This window comes from Sphaerisporangium viridialbum, assembly GCF_049674955.1.
Lineage (GTDB): Bacteria > Actinomycetota > Actinomycetes > Streptosporangiales > Streptosporangiaceae > Sphaerisporangium > Sphaerisporangium viridialbum.
Window position 1 is genome coordinate 2,597,279 of sequence record NZ_CP187232.1, and the last position, 26,966, is coordinate 2,624,244.

The following is a 26,966-nucleotide window of genomic DNA, read 5'->3' on the forward strand; positions in this document are numbered from 1 at the left end:
CGGGGTGGCGCCGGTGAGAACGGCGATGAACGAAATGTACGCAATAGTGACCCAGGTCACTACCAGGGCGCATAGTCACTCGACCGAAGCCTCACTTCCTCCGTACCCGCGTACGAAAAGACATAAGGAGGGTCGCGTGACCACACCCGTATCCCCGGCGCACCGGGACCGTACCCGCTATCTCTACCTGGCGGTAATCGTGGCGGTGCTGGCCGGGATCGTGGTCGGGCTCCTGGCCCCCGACGCCGGCGTGGCGCTCAAGCCTCTTGGGACGGCCTTCGTGGCCCTCATCAAGATGATGATCAGCCCCATCATCTTCTGCACCATCGTCCTCGGCGTCGGATCGGTGGCCCAGGCCGCCAAGGTCGGCAAGGTCGGCGGCCTCGCCATCGGCTACTTCCTCCTCATGTCCACGGTCGCGCTCGTGATCGGCCTGGTGGTCGGCAACCTGGTGCACCCGGGCGAGGGCCTGCAGCTGACCGACGAGCTGCGCAAGGCCGCGGAGGACCAGGCGGCCAAGGGCGGCGAGAGCGACACCACCTCGTTCCTGCTCGGCATCATCCCGGCGACCTTCGTCTCGGCCTTCACCGAGGGCCAGGTGCTGCAGACGCTGCTGGTGGCCCTGCTCACCGGCTTCGCGCTCCAGGCGATGGGGGAGCGGGCGGCGCCGATGCTCAACGGGCTGGCGCACATCCAGCGGCTCGTCTTCCGCGTCCTGGCGATGATCATGTGGGCCGCCCCGGTGGGCGCGTTCGGCGCGATGGCGGCGGTGGTCGGCGCGGGCGGGTTCGGCGCGCTGCAGAGCCTGGCCCTGCTCATGATCGCCTTCTACGTCACCTGCCTGCTGTTCGTCGGTCTCATCCTCGGGCCGATGCTGTGGTTCGGGGCCGGGATGAACCTGCTGTCGCTGCTGCGCTACCTCGGCAGGGAGTTCCTGCTCATCCTGTCGACCTCCTCCTCGGAGTCCGCTCTGCCGCGCCTGATCGCCAAGATGGAGCACCTCGGGGTGAGCCGCGCGGTCGCGGGCATCACCGTGCCGACGGGGTACTCCTTCAACCTCGACGGCACCGCCATCTACCTCACGATGGCCACGCTGTTCGTGGCGCGCGCGACGGGCGCGCCTCTCTCGGTCGGGGAGCAGGTGTCGCTGCTGGTCTTCATGATCATCGCGTCGAAGGGCGCCGCGGGCGTCACCGGCGCGGGGCTCGCGACGCTGGCGGGAGGACTCCAGTCGCACCGGCCCGAGCTGGTGGACGGCGTCGGCCTCATCGTGGGCATCGACCGGTTCATGTCCGAGGCCCGCGCGCTGACCAACTTCGCCGGCAACGCGGTCGCCACCGTGCTGATCGGCACCTGGGTGCGGGACTTCGACAGGGAGCGCGCCGAGGAGGTGCTCTCCGGGCGGATCCCGTTCGACGAGGCCACGTTCGTGGACGAGCAGGACGGCGGCGCGCCGCCCCCACCGGCCTCCGAGGAGCGCGTCCCCGCGATGTCGCCCGACGCCGGCCGCTGAGGCCGTCCACGCGAGGGGGCCCGCCGCGGGCCCCCTCGCAAGTGGGATGAACCGGCGACGGCCGGGCCGCGTACCTCCAGGTGTCACACCCCGCGGACGCCCACCGTCATGGAGGAGGCCACCGTTGGCCGGTTCCACCGATCTCAACCCGCTGCGCTCGGAGAGCCCCTCGTACTCCTCGCTCGCGCGGGGAGGCTCCGGGCCGCACGGTGCTCCGGCGGACTTCCGCGTCCCCCGCAACCCGTACTTCCCCACCCCGGAGATGTCGGAGCTGCTCGGGAGGAAGGTCGCGGCCGCCCTGACGAGCTACCCGGGCGACACCGGCACCGTCGCCGCCGAGCTGAGCGCGGTGCTCGGGCTCAACGCCCGGACGGTCGTCATGGGCAACGGGTCCGCCGAGCTGATCGCCTGGATCGACCACCTGCTCGTCCGCGAGAGCCTCGCCGTCCCGATCCCGGCCTCCGGCCGCTGGACCGGCCGTCCGCTGGAGACCGGCAAGCGCGTCGACATGTTCCCCCTGCAGGAGGCCGAGGGCTTCACGCTGGACGTGGACGCCTACGTGCGGTTCGTACGGAAGCGGGGGTCGCGGGTCGCGGTCGTCTGCAACCCCGGCGACCCCGACGGCGGCTACCTCCCGCGCGCCCAGGTCGGCGACCTGCTCGACAGGCTCTCCGACCTGGACCTCGTGATCGTGGACGAGTCGTCCATCGACTTCGTGGACGCCGAGCGGAGCCCGAGCGTGGCCGGCGAGGCCGCCATCAGGCCCAACGTGATCGTGCTGAGGAGCCTGACCGGGAACTTCGGCCTGCACGGCATCCGCCTCGCCTACCTGGTGGCGAACCCGGCCCTGGCGGGCAAGGTCCGCCGCATGCTGCCCAGGGGGAGCCTGAGCTCCTTCGCCGAGCCGGTCGTCCACCTGCTCAGGGAGCACGCGCGCGAGTACCAGGACAGCCTGCGGCTGGTGGCGGCGGACCGCCGGTCGATGCTCCAGCGGCTGTCCGCGCTGCCGGGGCTCACGGTGTACCCGTCTCAGGCGAACTTCCTGCTGGCCAGGCTGCCTGAGGGCAAGGACGGCGCCGCGGCGCTGTCCGACCACCTCCGCTCGGCGCACGACGTGCTCGTGCGCGACTGCGGCGACAAGCTGGGGTCGAGCGGCAGGTTCCTGCGCCTGGCGGTGGCGCCGAGGCAGGACGCGGAGCGCCTGGTCGACGCGCTGCACTCCTCGCTGTTCTCCGTGGGGAACGGCAGGGCCGCCGCCATCGGCGCCGCACCCTCCCCTCAGGCCGGCACCGCGTACGTCATGGACTCCTACGCCGCCACCCCGTACTACCGCGACCCCACCGCGCCGTCCTCGTACCAGAGGGAGCTTCCCGCGGCGCCGTCCTACCAGGGGGACCCGTTCGTGGTGGGGAGCGACGACCCCCGGCACGGGCGCCTGGACCCGCTGGACACCACCTCCCGCTGGACGTTCGACGCCAATACCTCCCCCTTCAGCGCCGTGCGGCCCAGGTACGACGGGGGCCGGCCCTGATCGCCCGGCACGCCGGCCGAGGTCAGCCGCCCGGGCGGCCGGCGCGGTAGACGGCCTTGGTGAGCGCGGTGAGGCGGGCGGAGGAGTCCTTGAACGAGGCCCCGGCCGGCTGGAGGGTGAGCACGGCGACGATCAGGCGGTCTCCCTTGCCGATCAGGCCGGTGGTGTGGAGCACTGGACGGCTGAAGTTCACCGGGGGCCTGGCCGCCGCCTCCGAGACGCTGGTCGCTCGCGTGCCCGCGCACCGCACGGCGGGGGTGGATCCGTACCCCGACCAGCCCTGCTTGACCGCCCACGGCCGGGGGAGGGCGCTCGGGATGCCGAAATACTGGTCGAAGTCGTCGGCGGCGCACCGTGTGGCGTTCCGCAGGTGGCCGAGCACCAGGTCGCGCACCTGGGGATCCGCCCGTTCCAGCAGGTAGCGGTACGTCCGCACGACGTCCGCCGCGCTGAGCGCGGTGTAGCCCCAGAAGCCCGGCTTGGACGCGGGCGGGCGGCCGGTGTCGGTCAGGCCCGCGCGGCGGACCATCCGGTCGACGATCGCGCCCTGGCCGCCGCGCTTCCAGAAGGCCGTCGCGGCGTCGTCGTCGCTGGAGCGGAGCATCCGCCTGAGCAGGTCGCGGTCGCGGGCGGGGACGGCCGTGCCCGGCCCGCGCGACTCCAGGTAGTCGAGCGCGATGAGGATCTTGACGACCGACGCCGACCTGAACCTGGTGTGCACCTTGTACCCGAGCGTCGCCCTGCCCGTGGTGCGGTCGAAGACCATGTAGCCCGCCGCCGTGCCGGGCGGCACCCTGGGCGGACGTACGGCCGCGGGGGTGCCCGTCTCCGGCGCCGCCTTGGCGGTGGACTGCCGGGCGCCGCCGCCCGCCGCCGAGGCGCCCGCCGCCGCTGTGTCGGCCGCTGTGTCCGCCGCCGGCCGTACGGCCCCGCAGGCCGCCGTGAGGGCGGCGGTGAGGGCGATCACCAGCGGCGCACGGCGCATTAGCCACATCATTCTCCATGCCTACCAGAGCGGACATCTCCGGCGCTCCCGATCGGGCGACCCCGCCCGCGGCCCGGATCTTCCGTAGGGTGTCGGTTCCGGCGACACGGTCGCGCCGGAACGCATCACCGGTCGTATCCCGGCAATAAGGGCTGCACGGGCGTTGCGAGCACTGTGGGCATCATGAGGAGTGGGATGAACGTACTGGGGATCGACATCGGCGGATCGGGGATCAAGGGCGCCCCGGTGGACACGGTGGCGGGAACGCTGCTGGAGGAGCGCCTGCGGATACCGACCCCGAGCCCGTCGGCTCCCGGTCCCGTGGCCGAGGTCGTCCGGGAGATCGCGGAGCACTTCTCCTGGACCGGGCCCGTCGGCATCACCTACCCCGGGGTCGTGGTGGACGGCGTGACCAGGACCGCGGCGAACGTCGACCGCGCCTGGATCGGCCTGGACGCCAGGAAGCTGTTCGCGGACACTACCGGCCTCGACGTCACGGTCCTGAACGACGCCGACGCCGCGGGCGTGGCCGAGGCGACGTTCGGGGCCGGCAGGGACCGCAGGGGCCTCGTGGTGATGCTGACCTTCGGGACGGGCATCGGCAGCGCCCTCATCATGGACGGCGTCCTCGTCCCGAACACCGAGTTCGGGCACATCGAGATCAAGGGCCACGAGGCCGAGCACCGCGCCTCCGACCACGCCCGCGAGGCCCACGACCTGAGCTGGGACAAATGGGCGCACCGGGTGCAGGAGTACCTGGAGCAGATCCAGGCGCTGCTGTCCCCCTCGCTGATCGTCATCGGCGGGGGAGTGAGCAGGAAGGCCGACAAGTTCCTGCCCCACATCGAGCTCACGGGGACCCCGCTCGTGCCCGCGCTCCTGCAGAACGAGGCGGGCATCATTGGGGCCGCCCTGGCCGCGCGGCCGGCCGGCCACGAGATCACCTGACCGGAGGGCACGCTCGCCGTGGCCGGAGACGGCCACGGCGGCGATCGCATTTCCTGGTGGCTTCTGTGTTTGTACCGGGCCCTGAGGGCACCTTTATCAAGGTGGGCCGGAAGGAGGCACCGTGGAGGTGACCATCGCATTGCGCTTGCCGCGCGATGCAGCGAGCGTATCCGTCACCAGGCAGATCCTTGGGGCGGAACTGGAGGTGCTCGGCGTCGAACGGCACATCAAGGAGGACATCCAGCTGATGCTCACCGAGGCGTGCTCCAATGTGATCAGGCACGCTTCCGAGACCGACGAGTACACGGTGAGCGCAAAGCTCGTCGCCGACAAATTCGTGATCACCGTGGTCGACACGGGCAGCGGGTTCGATCCCGACAAGGTGGGGGCGAGATCCCCGCTGGCCGAGCACGGGCGGGGGCTCCAGATCATGCGGGCACTCGCCGACGACGTGCGCTTCATGAACCGTCCGAAACACGGCGCGATCGTCTGCCTGGAGAAGGCGTTGCGGTACATCCGCGACTCTCCTGGCGAACTACTCACCGCTCACTGAGCCGGCTCCTCCCCCGTCCAGGCGGGCGGGGGATACGGGGCCACCGGTAAACCGTTGGCGAAGACGGGGGGCGGGTTGCTTATCCTTGCCGGTGGCGGCTGTCTGACGAGACGGCCGGGAAAGCGACCATGGGAACGTCTTCGTTGAAATCGCCCCTCACCGACCTGCGCGAACGCCTGCCCGCGCTGATGCTGCGCGACGAGATCAGGCTGCGCCGTCGTCTCGACGGCGCGCGCCGGGTGCGCGACGGCAAGGCACTGCGGGCGATCACCGACCAGGTGGCCACCGAGATCGAGGCCGCAGAGGCCCGCGTCGGCGCCCGGCGGGCGCTGGTGCCGGAGATCACCTATCCGGCGAGCCTGCCGGTCAGCCAGCGCAGGGACGACATCCTCGACGCCGTGCGCGACCACCAGGTGGTCATCGTCGCGGGCGAGACGGGCTCGGGCAAGACCACGCAGATCCCGAAGATCTGCCTGGAGCTCGGCCGGGGGGTCAGGGGCCAGATCGGCCACACGCAGCCGCGCCGCATCGCGGCGCGCACGGTGGCCGAGCGCATCGCCGAGGAGCTGGACACCCCGCTCGGCGACGCCATCGGCTACAAGGTGCGGTTCACCGACCAGTCCGGCGAGGGCACGCTCGTCAAGCTCATGACCGACGGCATCCTGCTGGCCGAGATGCAGCGCGACCGGCTCCTGTCCCGGTACGACACGCTGATCATCGACGAGGCGCACGAGCGCAGCCTCAACATCGACTTCATCCTCGGCTATCTGAAGCAGCTGCTCCCCAAGCGCCCCGACCTCAAGCTGATCATCACCTCGGCGACCATCGACCCCGAGCGGTTCTCCCGGCACTTCGGCGACGCCCCGATCGTGGAGGTCTCCGGGCGCACCTATCCCGTCGAGGTCCGCCACCGGCCGATCAGCGAGGACCAGGAGGACCAGGCGCAGGCGATCGTCGACGCGGTCGACGAGCTGTGCGCCGAGGGCCCCGGCGACATCCTGGTGTTCCTCAGCGGCGAGCGTGAGATCAGGGACACCGCCGAGGCGCTCAAGGGCCGCAGCGAGGAGGTCCTCCCGCTGTACGCGCGGCTCTCGTCGGGCGAGCAGCACCGCGTGTTCCAGCCGCACCGGGGGCGCCGCATCGTCCTCGCGACCAACGTCGCCGAGACCTCGCTGACGGTCCCGGGCATCAAGTACGTCGTCGACCCCGGCTTCGCGCGCATCTCCAGGTACAGCCACCGGCTCAAGGTGCAGCGCCTGCCGATCGAGCCCGTCTCGCAGGCGTCCGCCAACCAGCGCAAGGGCCGCTGCGGGCGCACCTCCGACGGCATCTGCATCCGCCTGTACGCCGAGGAGGACTTCCTCGGCCGGCCGGAGTTCACCGACCCCGAGATCCTGCGCACCAACCTCGCGTCGGTCATCCTGCAGATGACCTCCCTCGGCCTGGGCGACATCGCGGCGTTCCCGTTCGTCGAGCCGCCGGACCAGCGGCAGGTGAAGGACGGCGTCAACCTCCTGCAGGAGCTGGGCGCCTTCGACGAGCACCGCAAGCTCACGGCGATCGGCGGGAAGCTCGCCCAGCTTCCCGTGGACCCCCGGCTCGCCCGCATGGTGCTGGCCGCCGACGGCAACGGCTGCGCCACCGAGGTCATGGTCATCGCGGCGGCGCTGTCCATCCAGGACCCCCGCGAGCGGCCCTCGGACAAGCAGGCCCAGGCGGACCAGAAGCACGCGCGGTTCGCCGACAAGGAGTCCGACTTCCTGTCCTACCTGAACCTCTGGGAGTACCTCCGCGAGCAGCAGAGGGAGCTGTCCTCCAGCCAGTTCCGGCGCATGTGCAAGGCCGACTTCCTCAACTACCTGCGCGTCCGCGAGTGGCAGGACATCTACAGCCAGCTCAAGCAGGTCGCCAAGGGCATGGGCGTCACGCTCAACACCACGCGCCCGGCGCCGTACCAGATCCACGTCTCGCTGCTCGCCGGGATGCTCTCCCACATCGGGCTGATGGACGTCGAGAAGGCCGACAAGAACGACGCGGGCCCGCGCCGCAGGCCGTCCCGCGAGTACATCGGGGCACGCAACGCCCGGTTCGCGATCTTCCCGGGCTCGGCGCTGTTCAGGAAGCAGCCCCGCTGGGTCATGGCCGGCGAGCTGGTCGAGACCTCACGCCTGTGGGCGCGGGTGGTGGCCAAGATCGAGCCCGAGTGGGTCGAGCCGCTCGCCCAGCACCTCGTCAAGCGCACCTACAGCGAGCCGCACTGGGAGAAGAACCAGGGCGCGGTCATGGCGTACGAGAAGGTCACCCTGTACGGCGTCCCGATCGTGGTCGACCGCAAGGTCAACTACGGGCGCGTGGACCCCGAGCTGTCGCGCGAGCTGTTCATCCGCCACGGCCTGGTCGAGGGCGACTGGGACACCCACCACGGCTTCCTCAAGGAGAACCGCCGGCTGCTCTCGGAGGTGGAGGAGCTGGAGAACCGCGCCCGCCGCCGCGACATCATGGTCGACGACGAGACGCTCTTCGACTTCTACGACAAGCGGGTGCCCGAGAGCGTCCTGTCCGCCGCCCACTTCGACACCTGGTGGAAGCGGCAGCGGCAGGCCGAGCCCGACCTGCTGACCTTCTCGGCCGACATGCTGATCAACCAGGGCGCGGACGCCGGAGGCCTGCAGGAGGCCTACCCCGACGCCTGGCGGCAGGGCGGCCAGCGGATGCGGCTCACCTACCAGTTCGAGCCCGGGGCGGACGCCGACGGCGTGACCGTGCACGTCCCGCTCCAGGTGCTCAACCAGGTCGAGGGCGACGGGTTCGACTGGCAGATCCCCGGGCTCCGCGAGGAGCTGGTCGTCGAGCTGATCCGGTCGTTGCCCAAGCCGATCCGGCGCAACTTCGTGCCCGCGCCCAACTACGCCAAGGCGGTGCTGGAGCGCGTCACGCCGGACGGCGAGCCGCTCGTCGAGGCGGTGGCCCGAGAGCTGTTCCAGCTGACCGGCGTGCGGGTGCCGCCCGACGCCTGGGACCCCGCCCGCCTGCCCGACCACCTGAGGGTCACCTACCGCGTCGTCGACGAGCGCAGGAGAACGGTCGCCGAGGACAAGGACCTCGCCGCGCTGAAGCGGCGGCTCGCGCCGAAGATGCGCGCCACGCTCGCCCGCGCGGGGGAGGAGCTCGAACGCACGGGGCTGCGCGCCTGGACCTTCGGCGAGCTGCCCAAGCTGTTCGAGCAGGGACGGGTCAAGGCATACCCGGCGCTCGTGGACGAGGGCGGCAGCGTCGCGATCCGGGTCTTCGAGACCGAGGCCGAGCAGCGGTCCGCGATGTGGGCGGGCATGCGGCGGCTCGTCCTGCTCAACGTCACCTCTCCGGCGAAGGCGATCCTGCGCGGCCTCACCACCTCGCAGAAGCTGGCACTCAGCCACAGCCCCCACCGGGACGCCGCCGAGCTGTTCGAGGACTGCGTCACCTGCGCGGCGGACAAGCTCATCGCCGAGTCGGGCGGCCCGGCGTGGAACCCCGCCGACTTCCAGCGCATCCACGACCACGTGCGCGCCGAGCTCTTCGACACCGTGTCGGAGGTCGTGGCGAGGGTCGAGCGGGTCCTCGCGATCTGGCAGACGGTGCGGAACACCCTCAGCGCGATGAGGAGCCCGGCGGACACCCTGGAGGAGATCGAGGAGCACCTGTCGTCGCTCGTCTTCCCGGGCTTCGTCACCGCCACCGGCTACCGGCGCCTGCCCGACCTGCAGCGTTACCTGCGCGGGGTGGAGCGGCGGCTGGAGAAGCTCCCCGACGACCCCTACCGCGACCGCGAGCGCATGCTCCAGCTCGACCGGGTGCGCGACGCGTACGACGAGACGGTGGAGAGGCTCCCCCCGGCCCGCAGGTCGGAGGACGCCGTCACGGAGATCCGCTGGATGCTCGAAGAGCTGCGCGTCAGCTACTTCGCCCAGACCCTCGGCACCCCGTACCCCATCTCCGACAAGCGCGTCCACAAGGCCCTGGCCCAGCTCACCGGCTGACCGTCCGCCCGCGGGACGGTCAGCCCGCCATGCCGAGGAGTACGGCCGCCGAGCCCAGTGCCAGCGCGAGCGGGTAGGCCCACCACCTCGGCGCTGGGCCGTCCCGCAGGACGCGCAGGCCCAGGGGCACCAGGGCCACGCACAGGCACGCGGTGGAGACGACCGACATCGGCCAGGTGCCCTTGAGCACGCCGATCGGCAGCGCGCACACCGACGCGAGGGCGATGGATCGGACGATCCCCAGCACGCCGGACCGCCACGTCCCGATGGCCAGCACGATCCAGCCGAAGAAGATCGCGCCGGACAGCGAGTGGAACACATGGAACACGCCGTACGACGCGGCGACCGTCGTCCGCGCCGAGTCCGGCCCCTGGACGTCCACGAGCTGGAAGGCCAGGTGGTTGACCCCCGCGTGGAAGGTGCGCGCGAAGAGCCCGAGCATGACCATCACGCCGCCCCACAGCGCCCATCGCGGCTGGGCGGGCCACACGCGCCGGACCAGCGCGAGGACGGCGGGCCACAGCAGGACGTTTCCGATGGCGAAGGCGCTGTAGGAGGCGGTCATCCGGCCGGGGTCGCTCGCGAAGGCGGCGAGCTGCCCAGGGAAGAAGGGATCGAAGCCGACGCGGAGCAGCACACCGGTGAGCGTCAGGATCGGTCCGAGGACGAGCCCGGCGCCCTCCACCCAGCGGCCGGGGAATTCGAAGGAGGTCGTTGTCACGTCCTCGATCCAACCGGCGCGGCACCCGCCGCGCATTGGCGCGCGGACGAGATCGCGGGGGTAGACCTGGCACTACCTCGGCTCCGCCCGCAGGTAGGCCAGCACCGCGAGCACGCGGCGGTGCCCGTCGGTGGCGGGGGGAAGGCCGAGCTTGGCGAAGACGCTCGCGATGTGCTTGGCCACGGCCGCGTCGGTGACGACGAGGCCGCGGGCTATCGAGGCGTTGGACCGTCCCTCGGCGATCAGGGACAGCACCTCCAGCTCCCTCGGGGTCAGGCGCCGCAGCGGGTCGCGCCGCCAGCTCAGCAGCTGCCGCACCACCTCGGGGTCGATGACCGTGCCGCCCTCCGCCACCCGCACGAGCGCGCCGATGAACTCGCCGACGTCCCCGACGCGGTCCTTGAGCAGGTAGCCGACGCCGGCGCCTCGGCCCGACTCGACCAGCTCGGCGGCGTAGGTCTGCTCGACGTACTGGCTGAGCACCAGCACGGCGAGCCCCGAATGCGACGCGCGCAACGCCAGGGCGGCGCGCAGGCCCTCGTCGCTGTAGCCGGGCGGCATCCGCACGTCGGCGACCACGATGTCCGGGATCAGCTCGTCCACCGCGGCGATGAGCGAGGGGGCGTCCCCGACCGAGGCGACGACCGTGTGGCCGAAGCGCTCCAGCAGGCTCGCCAGGCCCTCACGCAGCAGGACGGCGTCCTCGGCGATCACTACGCGCACGGGATCTCCACTCGCAGCGACGTCGGCCCGCCCGCCGGGCTGGACAGCGACAGCCTGCCGTCCACCGCGGCGACCCTGTCGGCCAGCCCCGTCAGGCCGGTGCCGCGGGACGGGTCGGCCCCGCCCACGCCGTCGTCCTCGATCTCCAGGACCAGCAGGTCACCGGCCAGGCGGCCGCGCACCCGGGCGCCCCTCGCCCGGCTGTGCCTGGCGATGTTCGCCAAGGCCTCGGAGACGACATAGTAGGCGGTCACCTCGGCGGCCTCGGGCGGCCGGTGCGGCAGGGCGATGTCCAGGTCCACCGGCACAGGGGAGCGCCTCGCCGCGTCGCGCACGGCCGCGGCGAGGCCCCGGTCGGTGAGCACCTGGGGGTGCACGCCCCTGATCAGCTCCCGCAGCTCGGCCAGAGCCTGCTTGGCCTCCTCGTGCGCCTGGGCGAGCTGCCCGGCGGCCGGCGAGTCCGGCGGCAGGTCGAGCCTGGCCAGGCCCAGCCTCATGCTGAGTGCGACGAGCCGCTGCTGGGCGCCGTCGTGCAGGTCCCGCTCGATCCTGCGGCGCTCGGCCTCGAACGCGTCCACCAGCCGGGCGCGCGAGCGAAGGACCTCGCTCAGCTCGCTCTCGCGGGAGGTGAGCAGCGCCCTGGTCACGGCCGCCCGAGCGCCCGCCCAGGCGGTGAAGGCGTACGCGGCCACCGGAAGCAGGAGCACCCCGGCGGCGGAGGCGAGCACGGCCGCGACCAGGGTGCCGTCATCGACCGGCTGGAGGACGGGGGACAGGATCAGCACGACGGGCCCGCCGACGGTGACGCAGGCCACCACCAGGTCGATCCACCAGAGCGCGAGAAGCGACACGAGCGCCAGGCCGGCCCCCCGCCACGGCCCGCCCGCCAACGGATTGAGGTCGACCAGCGGCAGCCGCCGCCGCTCGAACCCGGCGACCAGCGGCACCACCAGACCGGCCGCGACCAGGCCGGCGAGCACCCGGAGCGGGACGGCGTCCAGAAGGGAGACGATCACGGCGGCGAGCACCGCGGTGAGGCCGATGAGGGCGCTCGACAGCAGGTACGCCAGCGACCTCCACGGCCACTGGGACCGCAGGAAGAGCGGCGGACTCCGGGTGAGAGCCGTAAGGGCGGTCCGGGTGCGCACCCCCAGAAGCTATCCGCCCACGCCCGGTGGCAGGCACTCCCGGGACCGTGTGGCGGGCTGATGACTGCCTGGGTGGAGTCCCCTCAGGGCGTCGGACATATAGGACGCCTATTGACAAGAAGGTTCCCAATAGCGCATCTTTTCAATGGCAAGATTGGTGCGGGGCACCCGATCCGCCGACGGGGAACCAGGCGGCCTATATCCGACCACGAATTGGAAACGGCCGCGCGGAATCGCGCGCGGAAACCGGAGTCGACCACATCAGCGCGCTGGTGGACGGCGCCGCGGACACCGCCCACCTGTTCGCCCTCACACGGGCGGGGGCCACACCTCCCGCGGGTACGGCGCCCACGCCCGCATCGGTGCGCACCCGTCCCGGCTGGAGGCGGCGGTCGCGCTCCCCGCCCTGTTCGCCCGGTTCCCCGGCCTCGCAACGGCCGTCCCGGACGACCAGGTCGAACGGACTCCGTCCGTCATCTTCAACGGCCGGCGCGCGCTGCCGGTGCGCTGCGGCGCGCCAGGCCAGTGGAACCGGCACCGAACGAAAGCAATGGGGGACAAGGCACATGCAAGACATGAACGGGGGTTCGCGCCCCGGCGCGGACCGGCACCTGCTCGCGGACGTCGCCCGGGCGGCTCTCGCACGCGCGGTGCGCGGTAAGGCCGAGCCAGGCGACGGCGGGGAGGCGGGTGCCCCACAGGGTGACGGCGGGGAGGCGGGCATCCCACAGGGTGACGGCTCCCTCGCGGGCTGGCGCGTCCAGATCGGTGAGCCGTGGACGTACGTGACCCCGCCGCGCGAGGGAACCCGCGCCCAGGGCTGGAAGCTGCATGTCTCCGCCACGCCGCTGTCGGCCCCGGTGGTGCTGGCGCGGGTGACGGAGGCGCTGGGCGCCCGCGGGTGCGCCTTCAAGTTCGCCTCCACGCTCGACGAGCTGAGCGGCCTGGTCTCGCGCCAGGCCGACCGGGGGTCGCTGGGGAAGTTCATCACGGTCTACCCGCCGGACGACGAGACCGCCGTGGAGATCGCGGAGGAGCTGCACGCGGCCACCTTCGGCCTGCCGGGCCCGCCGATCCTGTCCGACCGCGTCCTGCGGCCCGGCAGCCTGGTCCACTACCGCTTCGGGGTGTTCTCCGCTGCCAGCCGGCTGGACAACGACGGCACGTACGCCTCGCTGCTGACCGCGCCCGACGGCACCCGCGCCAAGGACGAGCGCAAGGCCTGGTACGCACCGCCGCCGTGGGCGGTGTGCCCGTTTCCGTCGGGACAGGCGCCGGCCCGCACGGCCGCACCGGAGGCGGTGCTGCTCGCCGACCGGTTCGTGGTGCGCCATGCCATCCGGCACAGCGCCAGGGGCGGGGTGTTCCTCGCCGACGACCGGGCCGGCGGCGGCGAGGTGGTGGTCAAGCAGGCCCGCCCGTATCTCGGCGCGTCCCTGAGCGGCCACGACGAGCGCGACCAGCTGCGCAACGAGGCGCGCATGCTCGACCTGCTGAACCCGCTCGGCGTCACCGCGCGCAAGGTGGCCCTGTTCGAGCACAGCGGGAACCTCTTCCTGGCGCAGGAACGCCTCACCGGTCAGACGCTGGGGGAGCTGGCCGGCGAGCTGCGGGCGTCCACCCCGGGCGAGCGGCTCGACAGGATCGTGCGGCTCGCGCGGCGCGTGGCCGATCTGGTCGCCGTCGTGCACGGCCAGGGCCTCGTCTTGCGGGACCTGACGCCGAGCAACGTCATGGTCATCGGCGGCGACGAGTGCCGGCTGATCGACCTGGAGATGGCGGCGAGGCTGGGCGAGCCCGTGGGCTCCGCGTTCACCCCCGGCTTCGCCGCCCCCGAGCAGCTCGGCGCCGCCTCCTACGGGCCGGCGCCGGAGGCGGCGGCCGACCTGTTCGCGCTGGGAGCCTCCATCCTGTTCCTGTCCACCGGCTGCCAGATGCTGCTGCCGCCGGACGAGCCCGCCGGGGCCCGTTCGCCGGACTCCCGGGCGGCCGACCTGGTCAGGGTGACCACCGAAGGCGACGCGGTGGCGACGGCGCTGGCCCCGCTCGTTCTCGGGCTGATGCGGGAGGACCCCGCCCGGCGCTGGGACCTGGAACGGGTGAAGGCGTTCCTCTCCGAGACGGTGTCGGTCCCCGCGCCGTCCCCCGCGACCGAGGGTGGACATCGGCTCGCCACGTCCGAGCAGGACCGGCTCCTGCGGGACGGGCTCGCGCACATCCTCCGCACGATGTCGCCGCACACCGCCGACCCCGAGGCGCGTGGCCCGCTGTGGCCCGTGTCGGGGTTCGGCGCGACCTCCGATCCGTGTGCCGTGCAGTACGGCTCCGCCGGGGTGCTCGCCCTGTTCGCCTCCCTGTCAGCGGCCGATGGTTCGGCCGCCACGCCGGACGCGGGCTCGCGGGAGAAGCTCGTGGCCGCGCTGCGGGACGCCGCCGGCTGGACGGTACGGCGCCTGGCGGGGGAGCACCGGCCATCTCCGGGGCTGTATTTCGGCCGGGCGGGCATCGCCTGGAGCCTGTACGAGGCCGGCCGGGCGCTCGGCGACGAGAGCCTGCGCGAGGCGGGCGCCGACCTGGCGATGGGGCTGCCGTCGAGCTGGCCGAACCCGGACGTGTGCCATGGCCTCGCAGGTACGGGCCTCGCGATGCTGCACTTCTGGCAGGCGACCGGCGACGCCCGGTTCGGGGACCGGGCCGGTGACTGCGCCGACGAACTGCTCAAGGCCGCGCGGCGCACCCCCGGGACGGTGCTGTGGCAGATTCCCGTGGACTTCGATTCCGGACTGGCGGGCGTGACGCACTACGGCTTCGCCCACGGCGTCGCCGGGATCGGCGCCTTCCTCCTGGCGGCGGGCACCGCGCTCGACCGCGACGACTGCCGCGAGACCGCGCTCGCGGCGGGGGAGACGCTGCTGGCCGCGGCCGACTACCAGGGTGACGCCGCCGGGTGGAAGGACGGCCCCGACGGCGTCGGCAAGCTGCCCCACTGGTGCAATGGCGCCTCCGGCGTGGGCACCTTCCTGATCCGTCTGTACGCGGCCACCGGCGATCCGCGCTTCCGCGACGCGGCCAGGGCCGCCGCCGTCAGCGTGCACGCCCACCGCACGTCCTCGGGGACGTCGGCCTGCCACGGCCTGGCCGGCGACGGGCAGTTCCTCCTGGACATGGCCGCCGTCCTCGGCGAGCCGGTCTACCACGAGCTGGCCGAGGAGCTGGCCGCGTGCCTCTGGCTGCGCGCCGTGATCCGCGACGGGCTGCTGGTGGTGCCCGACGAGAACCTCACGGACGTGACCGTCGGCTGGAACACCGGCCTGGCCGGGGTGCTGGACTTCCTGCACCGCCTGCGGCATGGCGGCCCCCGCCCCTGGATGGCCGACACCCCCGCCCTGGTGCCGTCCGCCTCCGGCATGTCGTCCGGGGTGCCGGCCGTGTCCGCGAGAGAGCGGGCATCGTGAGCGCGGTCCTTCCCGCGATTGGGCACGAGCGCCTCCCGGCCGTGCAGCGGATCAACTTCCGGTTCTCCGGCCAGGGAGGGCACGCCGCCTGCCTGGCCGGCCATGACTCCGGTCGCCTCTCCCCGGAGGTGTGGGATCTCAACGGGCCGGCGCCCAGGCCCCGGCCGGTGCGCACCCGCGAGGGCGAGACCCCGTGGAGCGTGCCGATCCCCACCGACGACGGCAACGTCCTGGTGTGCCGCCTCGGCCTCGACGGCGAACGCCGCATCCTGCTCGCCGTCCCCGCCACGGGAGGTGAGGAGGCCGATGAGCATGAGCTCGCCAACGTCCGCGACGGCGGCCTCGGCCTGGTGGCGGGCTCGCGCAGAGGGGCGGCCGCCCTGGCGTTCCGCACGAGAGAGGGCGGGCGCACCGAGGTGTGGTGCCTGTCCGGGCTGCCCGAGCCGCCCGAGCCGGTCGCCGAGCTGCCCGAGCCGGTCAGCGGAGGCATCTGGCTGGACGAGGACGGCACGCGCCTCGCCGTGGCGTCCCGGGAGCGCGGGGCCACCGCCGTCCTGCATCTCAGGAGCGGGACGCTCGGGCCTCTCGGCGCGCTGGCGGCCGGCGAGCACCTGCTGCTGGCCGAGCCTCGTACGGGAGTGCTGCTCACCGCCGCGCAGCAGGACGGCGCCTACCGGCTGGGCGTCCGCCACCGTGACGACGACCGGCCCACCGCCTTCCCCGCCCGGCTGAACGCGGTCGAGGGCACGGTGACGCCGCTCGCCCTGGATCCCGCCGGACGCCGGCTGGCACTGTCGGTCACCCGGGGTGCCCGATCCCACCTGCTGATCCACGATCTCGGCGAGGACACCACCGAGGAGGTCGGCCTTCCGCCCGGAACGCTCCACCCAGTGGCCCACTGGACGACCGGCGGCCTGCATCTGGTCCACCTCGCCCCAGACCACCCGCCACGCGTGGTGACGGTGCCGGACCACTCGCCACATGTTGCCAGGGTGCCGGACCACCCCCCAGGGGCGGTGCCCGAGCAGTCCCCGCGACGCCTCCTCGCCCCCGTCGAATACGAGCGGAACCGGTGGGCCCCCGCCCGGACATGGGTCTACGACGGGCCCGCCGGAGGCATCGAGGCGATCGTCTACGGCGACCCCGCCACCAGCCCCCAGCTCGTGGTCGCCCTGCACGGCGGCCCCGAGGCGGCCTGGCAGCTCGCCTTCGACCCGCTGTTCCAGTGCCTGGCGGCGTCCGGCGTCGCCGTGGTCGCGCCCAACCAGCGCGGAAGCACGGGATACGGCGCCGCCCACCGCGACGCCGTCCACGGCGCCTGGGGCGTGCCCGACCTGGCCGACGTCGTCCACCTCGGAGAGGTCCTCACCGCCGGGCGCGGGCCCGGCGCGCGACCCCCGGCGCTGTACGGCGCGAGCTACGGCGCCTACCTGGCGCTGCTGGCCACCGCCGCGCGGCCGGACCTGTGGGCGCGCGCCGCCGCCGTCGCGCCGTTCCTGTCGGGGCGCGAACTGTACGAGGACGGGCCGCCCTCGGTGCGCGCCATGCTCGACCGGCTCGGCGGGCGCGAGGAGGCACGCGACGAGCTCGGGCCGCGCGACCTGCTCCGGCTGGCCGGTCGCATGCGGATCCCGATCCTCCTCGTCCACGGCGAGCTAGACCCGATCATCCCGGTGACCCACTCCCGGCGCCTGTACGAGCGCCTGCTCGGGACCCGTGACCGCGCTGACGCGGAGCCGGTTTACCTGGAGGTCGCAGGCGCCGGTCACGACCCGCTGTCCGAGAACGACGGCCACGTCACGCGCGACCGGATCGTCGCCTTCCTCAGCTCCTGAATTCCTCCTCCCCGGCGCCGGGCCAGGGACAAGAGCACACGGACTTCCTGACGCCCGCCTCCATGTGATGGACGGGCGCCGGGTGAGAGGCGTGGCACCACCGTGTCACGCCGAGAAGAGAAAGAAGAAAGGCAAACCAATGGAACTCGACGTCAACGCCCTGGACATGCTCCCCGCCTCCGAGGAGCCGCAGCTCTACCCCTGCCAGGTCACCTGCCCCCCGGGCGGCACCTGCGGTGGCCGGACCTGCTTCATCACCCAGTAAGACGGCCCGCCGGCCACCGAGGCCGGAGGCGCTCCGCGGCTCGCGGTCACGAGTCACCCCAAAGAACAGGAGAGGAACACCGTGGAACTCGACGTCAACACCCTCGACATGCTGCCCGCCCCCGAGGAGGCGCGGCTGATGTACTGCACGCTGACCTGCGCGGTGACCTGCAGGGTCGGCAACACCTGCACCATCACCCAGGTCTGAGAAACGCTCGCGCCCGGTTCCGGCGGAACCGGCTGAGCGCCAGGTAGACCCCGCGGTGCGGGCCGGACCCCGCACCTGCCCGGCCCGCACCGCGGACATCCCACCGCGAAACACCGCCGGTCCGCCGTCGCCGAGAAGGGAAACGTCGTGGAACTCGACATCAACGCTCTGGACCTGCTGCCCGCCCCCGAGGACACCCGGTTGATGGGCTGCACGTTCACCTGTGCCGTCACCTGCAGGACCAGCGACACCTGCTACCGCACTCAGGGCTGAGAAAGGGCCGTGTTCCGGCACGGCCTAGACAGCCCCGCTCCCGGCGGCTTGGCCCCGGTGCGAACGGAGTAGGAGCCGCCGGGAGCGGTCCGCGAAGAAGTACGCGAAGAAAGCCCGCAACGAAAGGAAACGCCATGGAGATCGACGTCAACGCCCTGGAGATGCTGCCCTCCTCGGAGGAGGAGCAGCTGTACCCCTGCCAGCCCACCTGTTTGCTCAAGACCTGCTCCGTCCGCACGGACATCACGATCGGGTAGGCGGGCGCCGGTCCGTCCGCCGGCCACGTGCCCGGCGGAGCCGGACGTGGGGCCCGGCCACCTGGGGGAGGCCGCCGCCGGGGAGATCAGTCCTAGAGAGGGAAAGCGATGTCAGATCCTGTGCCTGATCGGACGCCGGAGCGGGTGACGCACAAGCACGGTGACCGGCTGCTGGCCTCCTTGGCGCGCGGGGCCCGGGCGCCGCTGGCGGTGGCCGCCGTGTCGGCCGCCGCCGCGGCCGTCGCCACGCTGGCCGCGCCCGCCGCCCTGGCCGCCGCCGTCGACGCGGTCTTCGCCGGTCAGGGCACGGGCGGCGCCGCGGCCCGGCTCGCGCTCGTCCTGGTCGTCGCCACGTGCGCGGAGATCGCGGGCGGCATCGCGGGCGCCACCGCCACCGCGTCCGCCACGGCGGGCCTGCGCCTGCGGTTCACCGGTCACATCCTCGCGCTCGGCGCCACGGGCACCCGCGGCCTCCCCACAGGGGAGCTGGCCAACCGCCTGGTGAGCAACACCGTGACCGCCGGGTACGTCCCGGCGACGCTGCTGGACGCCGCGACCGGGCTGGTCGTCTCCCTCGGCGGCGTCGTCGCCCTTTTCGTCATCGACTGGCGGGTGGGGCTCGCCTTCCTGGCCGGCCTGCCCGTCGCCGTCGTCGTCATCCGGGTGTTCGTCGGCCGGGTCTCCGGCCTCTACGACCGCTACCAGGAAGCGCAGGGCCGCCTGGCCGCACGGCTGACCGACGCTCTGGCGGGCATCCGCACGGTGCGCGCCTCGGGAACCGCCGGCCGGGAGGTCACCCGGGTGCTCGCCCCGCTGGCGGACCTCTCGAGCGCCGGGCACGCGCTCTGGCGGGCCCAGTCCCGCGGCGTGTGGCGGATCGCGCTGATGCTGCCGCTCATCGAGGTGCTGGTGCTCGGCGTCGCCGGGCTCGGCGTCGCCGGCGGCCGTCTGCAGCCGGGGCAGCTCCTGGCGGCGGTCGGGTACACCGCGCTCGGCCTTGGCTTCGCCGACCAGATCGACACGCTGATGGGCCTGGCCCACGCCCGCTCGGCGGCCCGCCGCGTGGGGGAGGTGCTCGCCCTGCCCGCGCCGCCCCCCGGCACCCGCCCCTTGGCCGACGGCCCGGGGGCGCTGTCGTTCCGCGGCGTTACCGTCACGCGCGAGGGCGTTCCCGTCCTGGACGGGGTCGACCTGGACATCCCGGCCGGGTCGCTGGCCGCCGTCGTCGGGCCTTCCGGCGCGGGCAAGAGCACGCTGGCCCTGCTGGCGGGGCGGCTGGCGGACCCCGACCGGGGGCAGGTGCTCCTCGACGGCCAGTGCCTGCGCGAGACCGACCCCGGCTCGCTGCGCGACGCCGTCGCCTACGCCTTCGAACGCCCCGTGCTCCTCGGCGGTGACATCGCCTCGGCCATCGCGTACGGCCGGCCGTCGGCCGGCCGGGGCGCCGTCCGCGAGGCGGCGCGTGCCGCGCACATCCACGACGTGGTCACCCGCCTGCCTCGGGGATACGACACCCCCGCCGACGGTGCTCCGCTGTCCGGCGGCGAGTTCCAGCGGCTGGGGCTGGCCCGCGCGCTCGCCGCCCGGGCACGGTTGACCGTTCTCGACGACGCCACCTCCAGCCTGGACACCGCCACCGAGGCCCAGGTCACCCGCACGCTGACCGAGGGCATGCGCGGCCGTACGAGGCTGGTCGTCGCGCACCGCGCCACCACCGCCGCCCGCGCCGACCTGGTGATCTGGCTGGACGCCGGCCGGGTGCGAGCCTGTGGCCTCCACCGCGAGCTGTGGAGCGACCCGGCGTACCGGTCCCTCTTCGCCGCCACCGACCCGCCCGACACCGTGCCGCCGCCGGACGCCGCCGGCGGCGCGTGTCAGGCCGGCCGCGACACGGCGCGGGTCGCAGGCGGTGCGCCTCGGGAGGAGGACGCGTGTCCCGTCCGGCTCTGACCCGTCCTACACGCCCTGCTCTTGACGTCCCGCGCGCCAGGCCGGCGGCGGACGCGTTCCCGGCGGGAACCGGGGCGCGGCGGCTGCTGGCGGCGTTGCTGCGTCCCCACCGCGGTCCTCTCGCCAAGGCCCTGGCCTGGTCCCTCGTCGAGGCGGTCCCTGACCTGCTGTCCGGGCTCCTCATCGCCGCGGCCGTCGACCGGGGCTTCCTGGCGGGGCGGCCGGGCGCAGGCCTGGCCTGGCTCGGCCTCTTCGGCGTCACGATGCTCGTCAAGGCCGTCGCCACGCGGCTGATGTTCCCCTACCTGGCCGCCGTGGTGGAGCCGTTGCGCGACGACCTGGTCCGGGCCGTCGTCACCGCCACCATGACCCGCGCGGCCGGTTCCGCGGACCCGCCGGACACCGCCTCGGTCAGCCGCCTCACCGAGCAGGTGGAGACGGTGCGCAACCTCGTGTCCGTGCTGCTGAGGAGCAGCCGCCAGCTCGGCATGTCGCTGTTCGCGGCCCTGATGGGACTGCTGGTGCTGTCACCGCCCGCCGCCGCCGTGGTCGCCGTCCCGCTCGTCCTCGCGCTGGCCGTGTTCGCCCGGCTGCTGCGCGTGCTGGTAGCGCGCGAGCGCACGCTCGTCCTCGCCGGCGAGGCCCTCACGGCCGGGGCCACCCCGATCCTCGCCGGACTGCGCGACGTGGCCGCGTGCGGAGCGCGCGGCCAGGCCCGCGAGACCGTGCGCCACCTGGTGGAGGCGCAGGCGGCGGCCACCCGTTCCCTGGCCTGGGCGGGCACGAGCCGCCGGCTCGTCGTGACGCTCGGCGCGCACCTGCCGCTGGTCGGCCTGCTCCTCGCCGCCCCCCTGCTGATCGGCGACGGCCGGCTGAGCACAGGCGAGGTGGTGGGGGTGGTGACCTATCTGGCCACCGGCCTCGATCCGGCCCTGCGCACCCTTCTCGGCACCGCCGGCGGCTGGGGCGTGGCCCTGGCCGTCACCCTCCGCAGGATCGCCGAGACCGTCGCCGACCCGGCCGCCGGCCCAGTCGCCGGCGCGGTCGCGTGCCCGGTCACCGGCGCGGTCGAGGCCGCGCGGAACCTCCCGGAGCCCGCCACCCTCGCCGTCGCGCCCGTGGGGTACGAGCTGCGGATGGAGGGCGTGAGCTTCGCGTACGCGCCCGAGGCCGCGCCCGTCGTCCACGACCTCGACCTCACGGTGTCGGAAGGCGAGCACCTCGCCGTGGTCGGGCCGAGCGGCATCGGCAAGTCCACCCTGTCGCTGCTGCTGACCGGCCTCCGGCGCCCCACCGCGGGCGGGGTGCGCCTCGGAGGGCTGCCCCTCGCGGCCGTACCTGAACCCCACCTGCGCACCGTCACGGCGCTGGTGCCGCAGGAGGCGTACGTCTTCACCGGCACCGTGGGCGAGAACCTCGGCTACCTCCGCCCGGAGGGGACGCGCTCCAGCGACGCCTGGCTGCGCGAGGCCGTGGAGGCCGTGGGCGCCGGCGCGCTCGTCGAACGGCTCGGCGGGCTGGACGCCGTGATCGAGGACCCCTCCGCGCTGTCGGCGGGAGAGAGGCAGCTCATCGCCCTGGCCCGCGTGTACGCCTCCCCGGCTCGGGTCGTCGTCCTCGACGAGGCGACCTGCCACCTGGACCCGGCCGCCGAGCGGCACGCGGAGACGGCCTTCGCCGCCCGGGGAGGCACGCTCGTCGTCATCGCGCACCGCGTCAGCTCCGCCGCCAGGGCCGGGCGCGTCCTGCTCATGGACGGCGCCACCGCGATCACCGGGACGCACGCCGACCTGCCCGGCCGATCGCCGCTGTACGCCGAGATGGTCGGCCACTGGAACAACGCCGCGACGAAAGGAACATGAGATGGATGCCCTCGCGGGGCCCACCGACGTCATCTGGGACGTCACCTACGCCTGCCCCCTGCGGTGCTCGCACTGCTACTCGGAGTCGGGCAGGCGGGCCGCCCGGCAGCTCGGCCACGGCGAGATGCTGGAGGTCGCCGACGCGATCGTCTCCCTCGGCCCGCGCTCGGTGGAGTTCGCGGGAGGCGAACCGCTGCTGGTCAAGGGGATCCACGAGGTCGCCGAGCGCATCGCGCGGGCCGGCATCGAGGTCAACCTCTACACCAGCGGGTGGACCTTCACCCGCGAGATGGCCGGCGAGATCACCCGCGCGTTCTCCCGGATCACCGTGAGCGTCGACGGGGCCACCGCCGAGGTGCACGACCGCGTGCGCGGCCGGGCCGGCTCCTTCGGCCGGGCCATGGACACGCTGGCCGTCCTCGACGCCGTCTCCCGGCGGCGCGTCGCCTCCGGCGCTCCCACCCTGGAGTTCGGGATCGACTGCGCGGTCATCCGGTCGAACCTGCACCAGCTTGAGGAGTTCTGCTCGGAGATCGCCCCGAGGTTCCCCGGGATGAGCTTCCTCACCTTCGCCGCCGCGGTGCCCTCCGGCCTGGCCAGCAGGCCCGGGTTCGGCGAGCTGGAGCTGCTCATCAACGACCAGATCCGCGCCCTCACGAGCCCCGAGACCGAGAGGCGCCTGCGGGCCGCGGCGCCGGCCTCGGTGTCGGTGCGGCCGTCGGACAACTTCGTCCTCATGATGCATCCGATGATGGTCGAGGACGGATCGGCGCTGCCCCTGATGCAGATCGAGCCCGACGGCGAGGTGCGGGCCATGCCCATCTACGAGGGCATCGTGGGCAACATCCTCAAGGAGGACCCCGCGCTGCTCTGGCAGCGGGCCGTCGCCCGGTGGAGCGATCCGTTCGTGGTCGAGGCGCTGACCCCGGTGCGATCGATGGCGCAGTGGGCCGAGGCGACCCGGCGTATCGACCACCACTTCGGAACCGATGAGGTGCGCGCGCGGATCGACCGCCGCCCCGCCTACACCGGTCCTGCGACGCCCCGGAACCGGGGGGACGGCTCGGTCACGCTGGTCAGCGCGGGGTGAGGTGGTGGCTGAGGGCGCGGGCGAAGGCCTCGACGTCGTCGCCCGGCCGGATGTTGCCCTCCAGGATCAGGCTCGCCAGGCCGTGCATCAGCGCCCAGACGGCGATGGCGCTCGTGCGGTCGGTGGAGCCGAGCTGCTGGGCCGTGCCGTGCAGGAGCTGGTGGCCCGCGCGCTCGCGGGCCGCGACGAAGTCGGGGTCGCGGGTGTTGAGCAGGTCGGGCGCGCGGATGACCGCGAAGTGGCCCGGGTGGGCGACGGCGAACAGCACGTACGCCACGCCCTGCTCGGTGAGGCCGCCCGCGACCTGCGCCCGCTCGAGCTCGTCGGCCAGCAGGTGGTAGCCCTCGACGGCCAGCGCGGTCAGCAGGCCGGCCTTGTTGCGGAAGTGGTGGGTGGGCGCGGCGTGGGAGACGTCGGCCTGGCGCGCGACGTCGCGAAGGCTCAGCGCCGCCGGGCCGTCCTTCGTGACGGCCACAAGGGCGGTGTCGAGCAGGACACGGCGCAGGTCACCATGGTGGTACGACTGCCTCCCCTCGCGACCGCTCACGTCGGGCATCCTACCGAGTCTCCCGAGCGGCCCCGCAAGTCGATCGGCGGTCGACCTCTACGGCGGATCCCCCTCGGGGCACGCCGACGCGTACTGTTCTCCGGTGAGCCCGTGCGCCCAGCCCGCGGCGTCGTAGGGCGTGGCGACCTCGGCGGGGACGACCAGCGCGGACGCCCGGCGGCTCCCGTCGGGCGCGGCGGTGTGCAGCAGGACCCTGGCGGGCTCGCCGAGGATCCGCTCGGGGACCTCGTAAAGCGCCAGCACCCGCCCCGGGTCGCGGGGCTCCTCGGCCTCGGCGACCAGGGCCAGCCCGGCGTCGGCGACGTAGCGGTCCCAGCCGAGCGACTCGATGGCGCACCTGCGGACCTCCGGATCGTCCTCGGCGTGCACCGCGTCGGCGGTGGGGGCGGTGACGACCCACGCGGGGACGCGCGTGCCGTGCCAGGCGTAGAGCGCGTCCCCGTCGGGCCAGGCGAGGGCGGGCCCGGTCGCGCAGTGGAGCCGGTGGTCCCTGTCCCGCCGCACGAGTAGGGGCCGCTCGCACAGCACGGCGGTGCCGTCCAGCGGGAACCACCAGCCCACCAGCCGGGTGACCTCCGCCAGCGCGTCAAGCCGCTCGTCGGCGTCCAGGAGGGCCACCCGCAGGGCGCAGGTGTACAGCGCGATCCAGTAGGCGTCGCCCCACACCCCGAGGGCGCCCCACACGTAGAAGCAGGGCTCGGAGCTGATCCGGTCGCGGAGCCGGCCGAGGACCTGGCCGCGCAGCTGGCCCCTGAGCCGGTTCCAGAGCTGGTCCCAAAGGAGGCTCCTGAGCTGGCCGCGCAGCCGGTCCCACAGCCCCGCGCCGAGCCTCGCGAGGAGCCGCTGCTCGACGTCGGCCCTGAGCCGGTCCTCGAAGGGGAACCTGTCGGGGTCGATCGGCCGCGAGGGGGCGGCGGCGGAGAAGGCGCCGAGCGGCGACCCCGCCCACACCATGCGACGGGGCGGCTCCAGCCCGACCGCGCGGTAGACCCCGCGCACGGCCTCCTCCGCCCGGTCCCTGTCGACGGGTGCGGTGGAAATGCCCACCCGCAGCCACTGGTCACCGACGGCGGCGACGAGTGCCTCGTGCTCGACGGTGAGGGTGCCGTCGAAGCCGGCGAAGGTCCTGCCCATCATCTGCTCTCCCCCGGACTGCGCCTGGCGTGCCGTACGAGATGTGGATCACTTCACCCTTGCCGTCGTCTGATCGATCCAATCGACGCGGGCGCCGGTGTGCCGGCGCTGACCCAGGCTCGCCGGGCGCTCTTGGAACTGGCTTGTGGTCCGCTTAAGGCGAAAGCCCGCCGTATGGGGGGATTCGGGCGCCTCCGGCGGCCGGGTAGGGTCGTAGGGCGCCTGCGAGGAGGAGGTCCCGTGGTCCGGGCGGTGGTGTTCGACGTCGGCGAGACGCTCATCGACGAGACGCGCATCTGGTCGCGGTGGGCCGACCGGCTGGGCGTCTCGCGGTTCGTCATGCTGGGGGTGCTCGGCGGCATGGCCGCGCTCGACCGGTCGCACAGGGACGCCTTCGAGGTGGTGCGGCCCGGCCTCGACGTCCACGCCGAGATGGAGGCGTGGCGCCGCGACGAGCCCGAGGGCCTCCGGGAGAACTTCGACGCCGGCGATCTCTACCCCGACGTGCGGCCCGGCCTGACGGCGCTGCGCGAGGCGGGCTACGAGCTGATCATCGCGGGCAACCAGCCCCCGCAGGCCTATGACGCGCTGGTCGCGATGGACCTGCCCGTCGACTCCGTGCACACCTCGGCCGGGTGGGGCGTCAGCAAGCCCCGGCCGGAGTTCTTCGCCAAGGTGGCCGCCGTCGCCGGCCGGGAGCCCGGCGAGATCCTCTACGTCGGCGACCGGCTCGACAACGACGTGCTCCCCGCCCGCGAGGCCGGGATGCGCACGGCGCTGCTGCGCCGCGGCCCGTGGGGATACCTGCACGCGGAGCGGCCGGAGGCCCGGCGTGCCGACGCGATCGTCGACGGCATCCCGGAACTCGCCGTCGCACTCGCCGCCGGCCGTCTCCGGAGCGATGCTTCGGCGGCGTCACCCGACAACGAGCGTTGAGTCGCTACGAGACGATACGCAGGCCGGCGCGTACCGCTGACGGTGTCGAAGTCAAAGATGCGATTGATCATGTTAGGTGCTACATGAGTGGCGCGGCTAGGGGCGCAAGAGCGTCTCTGACGTAGTGTCCAGTCGCGACCAAGGAGCGAACCGCGTCCAGGGGTGAAGTGACGAGTCACGGCGGGCGGACGCCGAGCGGGCCGGTGATCCTGGAGGCGGCCGAGCGGGTCCTGAGCAGAAACCCCGCCGCGACGATCGCCGAAGCCGCCGGCGTAGCACGCACCACCGTCCACCGCCGCTTCGCCAGTGTCCATGGGTATCCATGGGTATCCATGGGTGTTGTCACGCAGTTGAACACGCAGGAGGCCGGACGAGGCGTCCGATCATGCGCGGTCCACGAACGAGCGCGCCTCCTCAGCGAGTTGTTCGTAACGGTGGCCGAGGCTCCGCGCTGGACGTCGATCGTCAGCCTGCGACCAGGTCCATACGGAGGAATTCGGTGATGCGGAGCAGCCTCGGTGGGCGTGCCACCTCATCGGGGAGGGCCTGGAACGCCTCGCCTTCCCCGACGAGGCGTGGGGCGGCGAGTTCCACCTCCCTCCCGTCGACCCGGAGCCGCGCACCGTCGGCTGCCAGGACGTTCTGCACCCAGTCCGAGCGCGATCCATACACCAGAACGAACAGGTAGCCGCCGTCGACAGGATGCGCATCGAGCGGTGTGCGGTACGTCGCGCCAGAAATGCGACCGACGTGAATCAGCACCGGCCACGTCCCGCCCGCGATCGCGCGAGGGTTGAACACCCTCTTGTTCACGTGCCCCCACCACCTCGGCATCGGCATCGGGATCTCCTTCTCTCGCCCCGGCGGGGCGCGTCGTAGGTCAGACGTTCGCCGAGCCCCCAGCTGATGCCAACCCGGGAGGACTTACATTAGTAAGGCGGCTTACGTCTGTAAGGTAGGCTTACGCTTGTAAGGTTGTCAACTCGCCCATAC

General features: G+C 73.1%; 22 protein-coding genes. 15 read left to right on the forward strand and 7 right to left on the reverse strand.

Translation table 11 applies throughout. The features are described from left to right. The first annotated feature begins 136 nt into the window (after positions 1-136). Positions 137-1,513, forward strand: coding sequence for a cation:dicarboxylate symporter family transporter (locus ACOZ38_RS11495; RefSeq protein WP_424530252.1), 1,377 nt, complete (start codon positions 137-139; stop codon positions 1,511-1,513). A 124-nt stretch (positions 1,514-1,637) separates the two neighbouring features. Then, positions 1,638-3,044, forward strand: a complete 1,407-nt coding sequence (locus tag ACOZ38_RS11500; RefSeq protein ID WP_424530254.1) for a pyridoxal phosphate-dependent aminotransferase — start codon at positions 1,638-1,640, stop codon at positions 3,042-3,044. Between the two features lie 22 nt (positions 3,045-3,066). Here ACOZ38_RS11500 and ACOZ38_RS11505 read toward each other — a convergent pair whose 3' ends face one another. Further along, complete coding sequence (locus ACOZ38_RS11505) at positions 3,067-4,029, reverse strand: hypothetical protein (protein ID WP_424530255.1); 963 nt, start codon at positions 4,027-4,029, stop codon at positions 3,067-3,069. A gap of 195 nt (positions 4,030-4,224) precedes the next feature. Here ACOZ38_RS11505 and ppgK point away from each other — a divergent pair, with 195 nt between their 5' ends. The 3 genes from ppgK to hrpA all read left to right on the forward strand — a co-directional run bounded on the left by ppgK (position 4,225) and on the right by hrpA (position 9,549). After that, a complete protein-coding gene (ppgK, locus tag ACOZ38_RS11510) occupies positions 4,225-4,977 on the forward strand; it encodes a polyphosphate--glucose phosphotransferase (protein WP_424530257.1) in 753 nt (250 codons plus the stop codon). Between the two features lie 121 nt (positions 4,978-5,098). Further along, positions 5,099-5,530: an ATP-binding protein gene (locus ACOZ38_RS11515; RefSeq protein WP_424530259.1), complete on the forward strand. Its 432-nt coding sequence runs from the start codon at positions 5,099-5,101 to the stop codon at positions 5,528-5,530. Positions 5,531-5,658: 128 nt separating this feature from the next. After that, complete coding sequence (gene hrpA / locus ACOZ38_RS11520; protein ID WP_424530261.1) at positions 5,659-9,549, forward strand: ATP-dependent RNA helicase HrpA; 3,891 nt, start codon at positions 5,659-5,661, stop codon at positions 9,547-9,549. A 19-nt stretch (positions 9,550-9,568) separates the two neighbouring features. On the opposite strand, the gene ACOZ38_RS11525 is transcribed toward hrpA, so the two are convergent. The 3 genes from ACOZ38_RS11525 to ACOZ38_RS11535 all read right to left on the reverse strand — a co-directional run bounded on the left by ACOZ38_RS11525 (position 9,569) and on the right by ACOZ38_RS11535 (position 12,141). Next, positions 9,569-10,270, reverse strand: coding sequence for a hypothetical protein (locus tag ACOZ38_RS11525; RefSeq protein ID WP_424530262.1), 702 nt, complete (start codon positions 10,268-10,270; stop codon positions 9,569-9,571). 72 nt (positions 10,271-10,342) lie between these two features. Beyond that, positions 10,343-10,993 carry a response regulator gene (locus ACOZ38_RS11530; protein WP_424530263.1) on the reverse strand — a complete coding sequence of 217 codons (651 nt, stop codon included), beginning with the start codon at positions 10,991-10,993 and terminating at the stop codon, positions 10,343-10,345. Then, positions 10,984-12,141: a histidine kinase gene (locus tag ACOZ38_RS11535; protein WP_424530264.1), complete on the reverse strand. Its 1,158-nt coding sequence runs from the start codon at positions 12,139-12,141 to the stop codon at positions 10,984-10,986. Before ACOZ38_RS11535 ends, ACOZ38_RS11530 begins: the two co-directional genes overlap by 10 nt. A 566-nt stretch (positions 12,142-12,707) precedes the next feature. Here ACOZ38_RS11535 and lanL point away from each other — a divergent pair. The 9 genes from lanL (at position 12,708) to ACOZ38_RS11580 (ending at position 23,335) form a co-directional block, all read left to right on the forward strand. Next, the gene (gene lanL, locus ACOZ38_RS11540; RefSeq protein WP_424530265.1) at positions 12,708-15,596 is read left to right on the forward strand and encodes a class IV lanthionine synthetase LanL; all 2,889 of its coding nucleotides are present in this window, start codon (positions 12,708-12,710) and stop codon (positions 15,594-15,596) included. After that, the gene (locus ACOZ38_RS11545) at positions 15,593-17,431 is read left to right on the forward strand and encodes an alpha/beta hydrolase family protein (protein WP_424530267.1); all 1,839 of its coding nucleotides are present in this window, start codon (positions 15,593-15,595) and stop codon (positions 17,429-17,431) included. Before lanL ends, ACOZ38_RS11545 begins: the two co-directional genes overlap by 4 nt. A 139-nt stretch (positions 17,432-17,570) precedes the next feature. Next, positions 17,571-17,696 carry an ALQxL family class IV lanthipeptide gene (locus tag ACOZ38_RS11550; protein WP_424530269.1) on the forward strand — a complete coding sequence of 42 codons (126 nt, stop codon included), beginning with the start codon at positions 17,571-17,573 and terminating at the stop codon, positions 17,694-17,696. An 81-nt stretch (positions 17,697-17,777) separates the two neighbouring features. Continuing rightward, positions 17,778-17,903, forward strand: coding sequence for an ALQxL family class IV lanthipeptide (locus tag ACOZ38_RS11555; RefSeq protein WP_424530270.1), 126 nt, complete (start codon positions 17,778-17,780; stop codon positions 17,901-17,903). Positions 17,904-18,050: 147 nt separating this feature from the next. Further along, entirely contained in the window at positions 18,051-18,176 is a 126-nt protein-coding gene (locus tag ACOZ38_RS11560; protein WP_424530271.1) for an ALQxL family class IV lanthipeptide, read from the forward strand. Positions 18,177-18,310: 134 nt separating this feature from the next. Then, positions 18,311-18,433 carry an ALQxL family class IV lanthipeptide gene (locus ACOZ38_RS11565; RefSeq protein WP_424530272.1) on the forward strand — a complete coding sequence of 41 codons (123 nt, stop codon included), beginning with the start codon at positions 18,311-18,313 and terminating at the stop codon, positions 18,431-18,433. A gap of 108 nt (positions 18,434-18,541) precedes the next feature. Next, a complete protein-coding gene (locus ACOZ38_RS11570) occupies positions 18,542-20,383 on the forward strand; it encodes an ABC transporter ATP-binding protein (RefSeq protein WP_424530274.1) in 1,842 nt (613 codons plus the stop codon). After that, the gene (locus ACOZ38_RS11575; RefSeq protein ID WP_424530276.1) at positions 20,365-22,245 is read left to right on the forward strand and encodes an ATP-binding cassette domain-containing protein; all 1,881 of its coding nucleotides are present in this window, start codon (positions 20,365-20,367) and stop codon (positions 22,243-22,245) included. The genes ACOZ38_RS11570 and ACOZ38_RS11575 overlap by 19 nt, the downstream gene beginning before the upstream one ends. Before the next feature lies 1 nt (position 22,246). Continuing rightward, complete coding sequence (locus ACOZ38_RS11580; protein WP_424530278.1) at positions 22,247-23,335, forward strand: radical SAM protein; 1,089 nt, start codon at positions 22,247-22,249, stop codon at positions 23,333-23,335. On the opposite strand, the gene ACOZ38_RS11585 is transcribed toward ACOZ38_RS11580, so the two are convergent. Together ACOZ38_RS11585 and ACOZ38_RS11590 are read right to left on the reverse strand one after the other, a co-directional pair. Then, positions 23,322-23,882, reverse strand: a complete 561-nt coding sequence (locus tag ACOZ38_RS11585; RefSeq protein ID WP_405146214.1) for a TetR/AcrR family transcriptional regulator — start codon at positions 23,880-23,882, stop codon at positions 23,322-23,324. The genes ACOZ38_RS11580 and ACOZ38_RS11585 overlap by 14 nt on opposite strands. Before the next feature lie 57 nt (positions 23,883-23,939). Beyond that, entirely contained in the window at positions 23,940-25,040 is a 1,101-nt protein-coding gene (locus tag ACOZ38_RS11590; protein WP_424530280.1) for a DUF6745 domain-containing protein, read from the reverse strand. 237 nt (positions 25,041-25,277) lie between these two features. Here ACOZ38_RS11590 and ACOZ38_RS11595 point away from each other — a divergent pair, with 237 nt between their 5' ends. Then, the gene (locus tag ACOZ38_RS11595) at positions 25,278-25,973 is read left to right on the forward strand and encodes an HAD family hydrolase (protein ID WP_424530282.1); all 696 of its coding nucleotides are present in this window, start codon (positions 25,278-25,280) and stop codon (positions 25,971-25,973) included. 465 nt (positions 25,974-26,438) lie between these two features. On the opposite strand, the gene ACOZ38_RS11600 is transcribed toward ACOZ38_RS11595, so the two are convergent. Beyond that, a complete protein-coding gene (locus ACOZ38_RS11600; RefSeq protein WP_424530284.1) occupies positions 26,439-26,786 on the reverse strand; it encodes a nitroreductase family deazaflavin-dependent oxidoreductase in 348 nt (115 codons plus the stop codon). Positions 26,787-26,966: the final 180 nt, after the last annotated feature.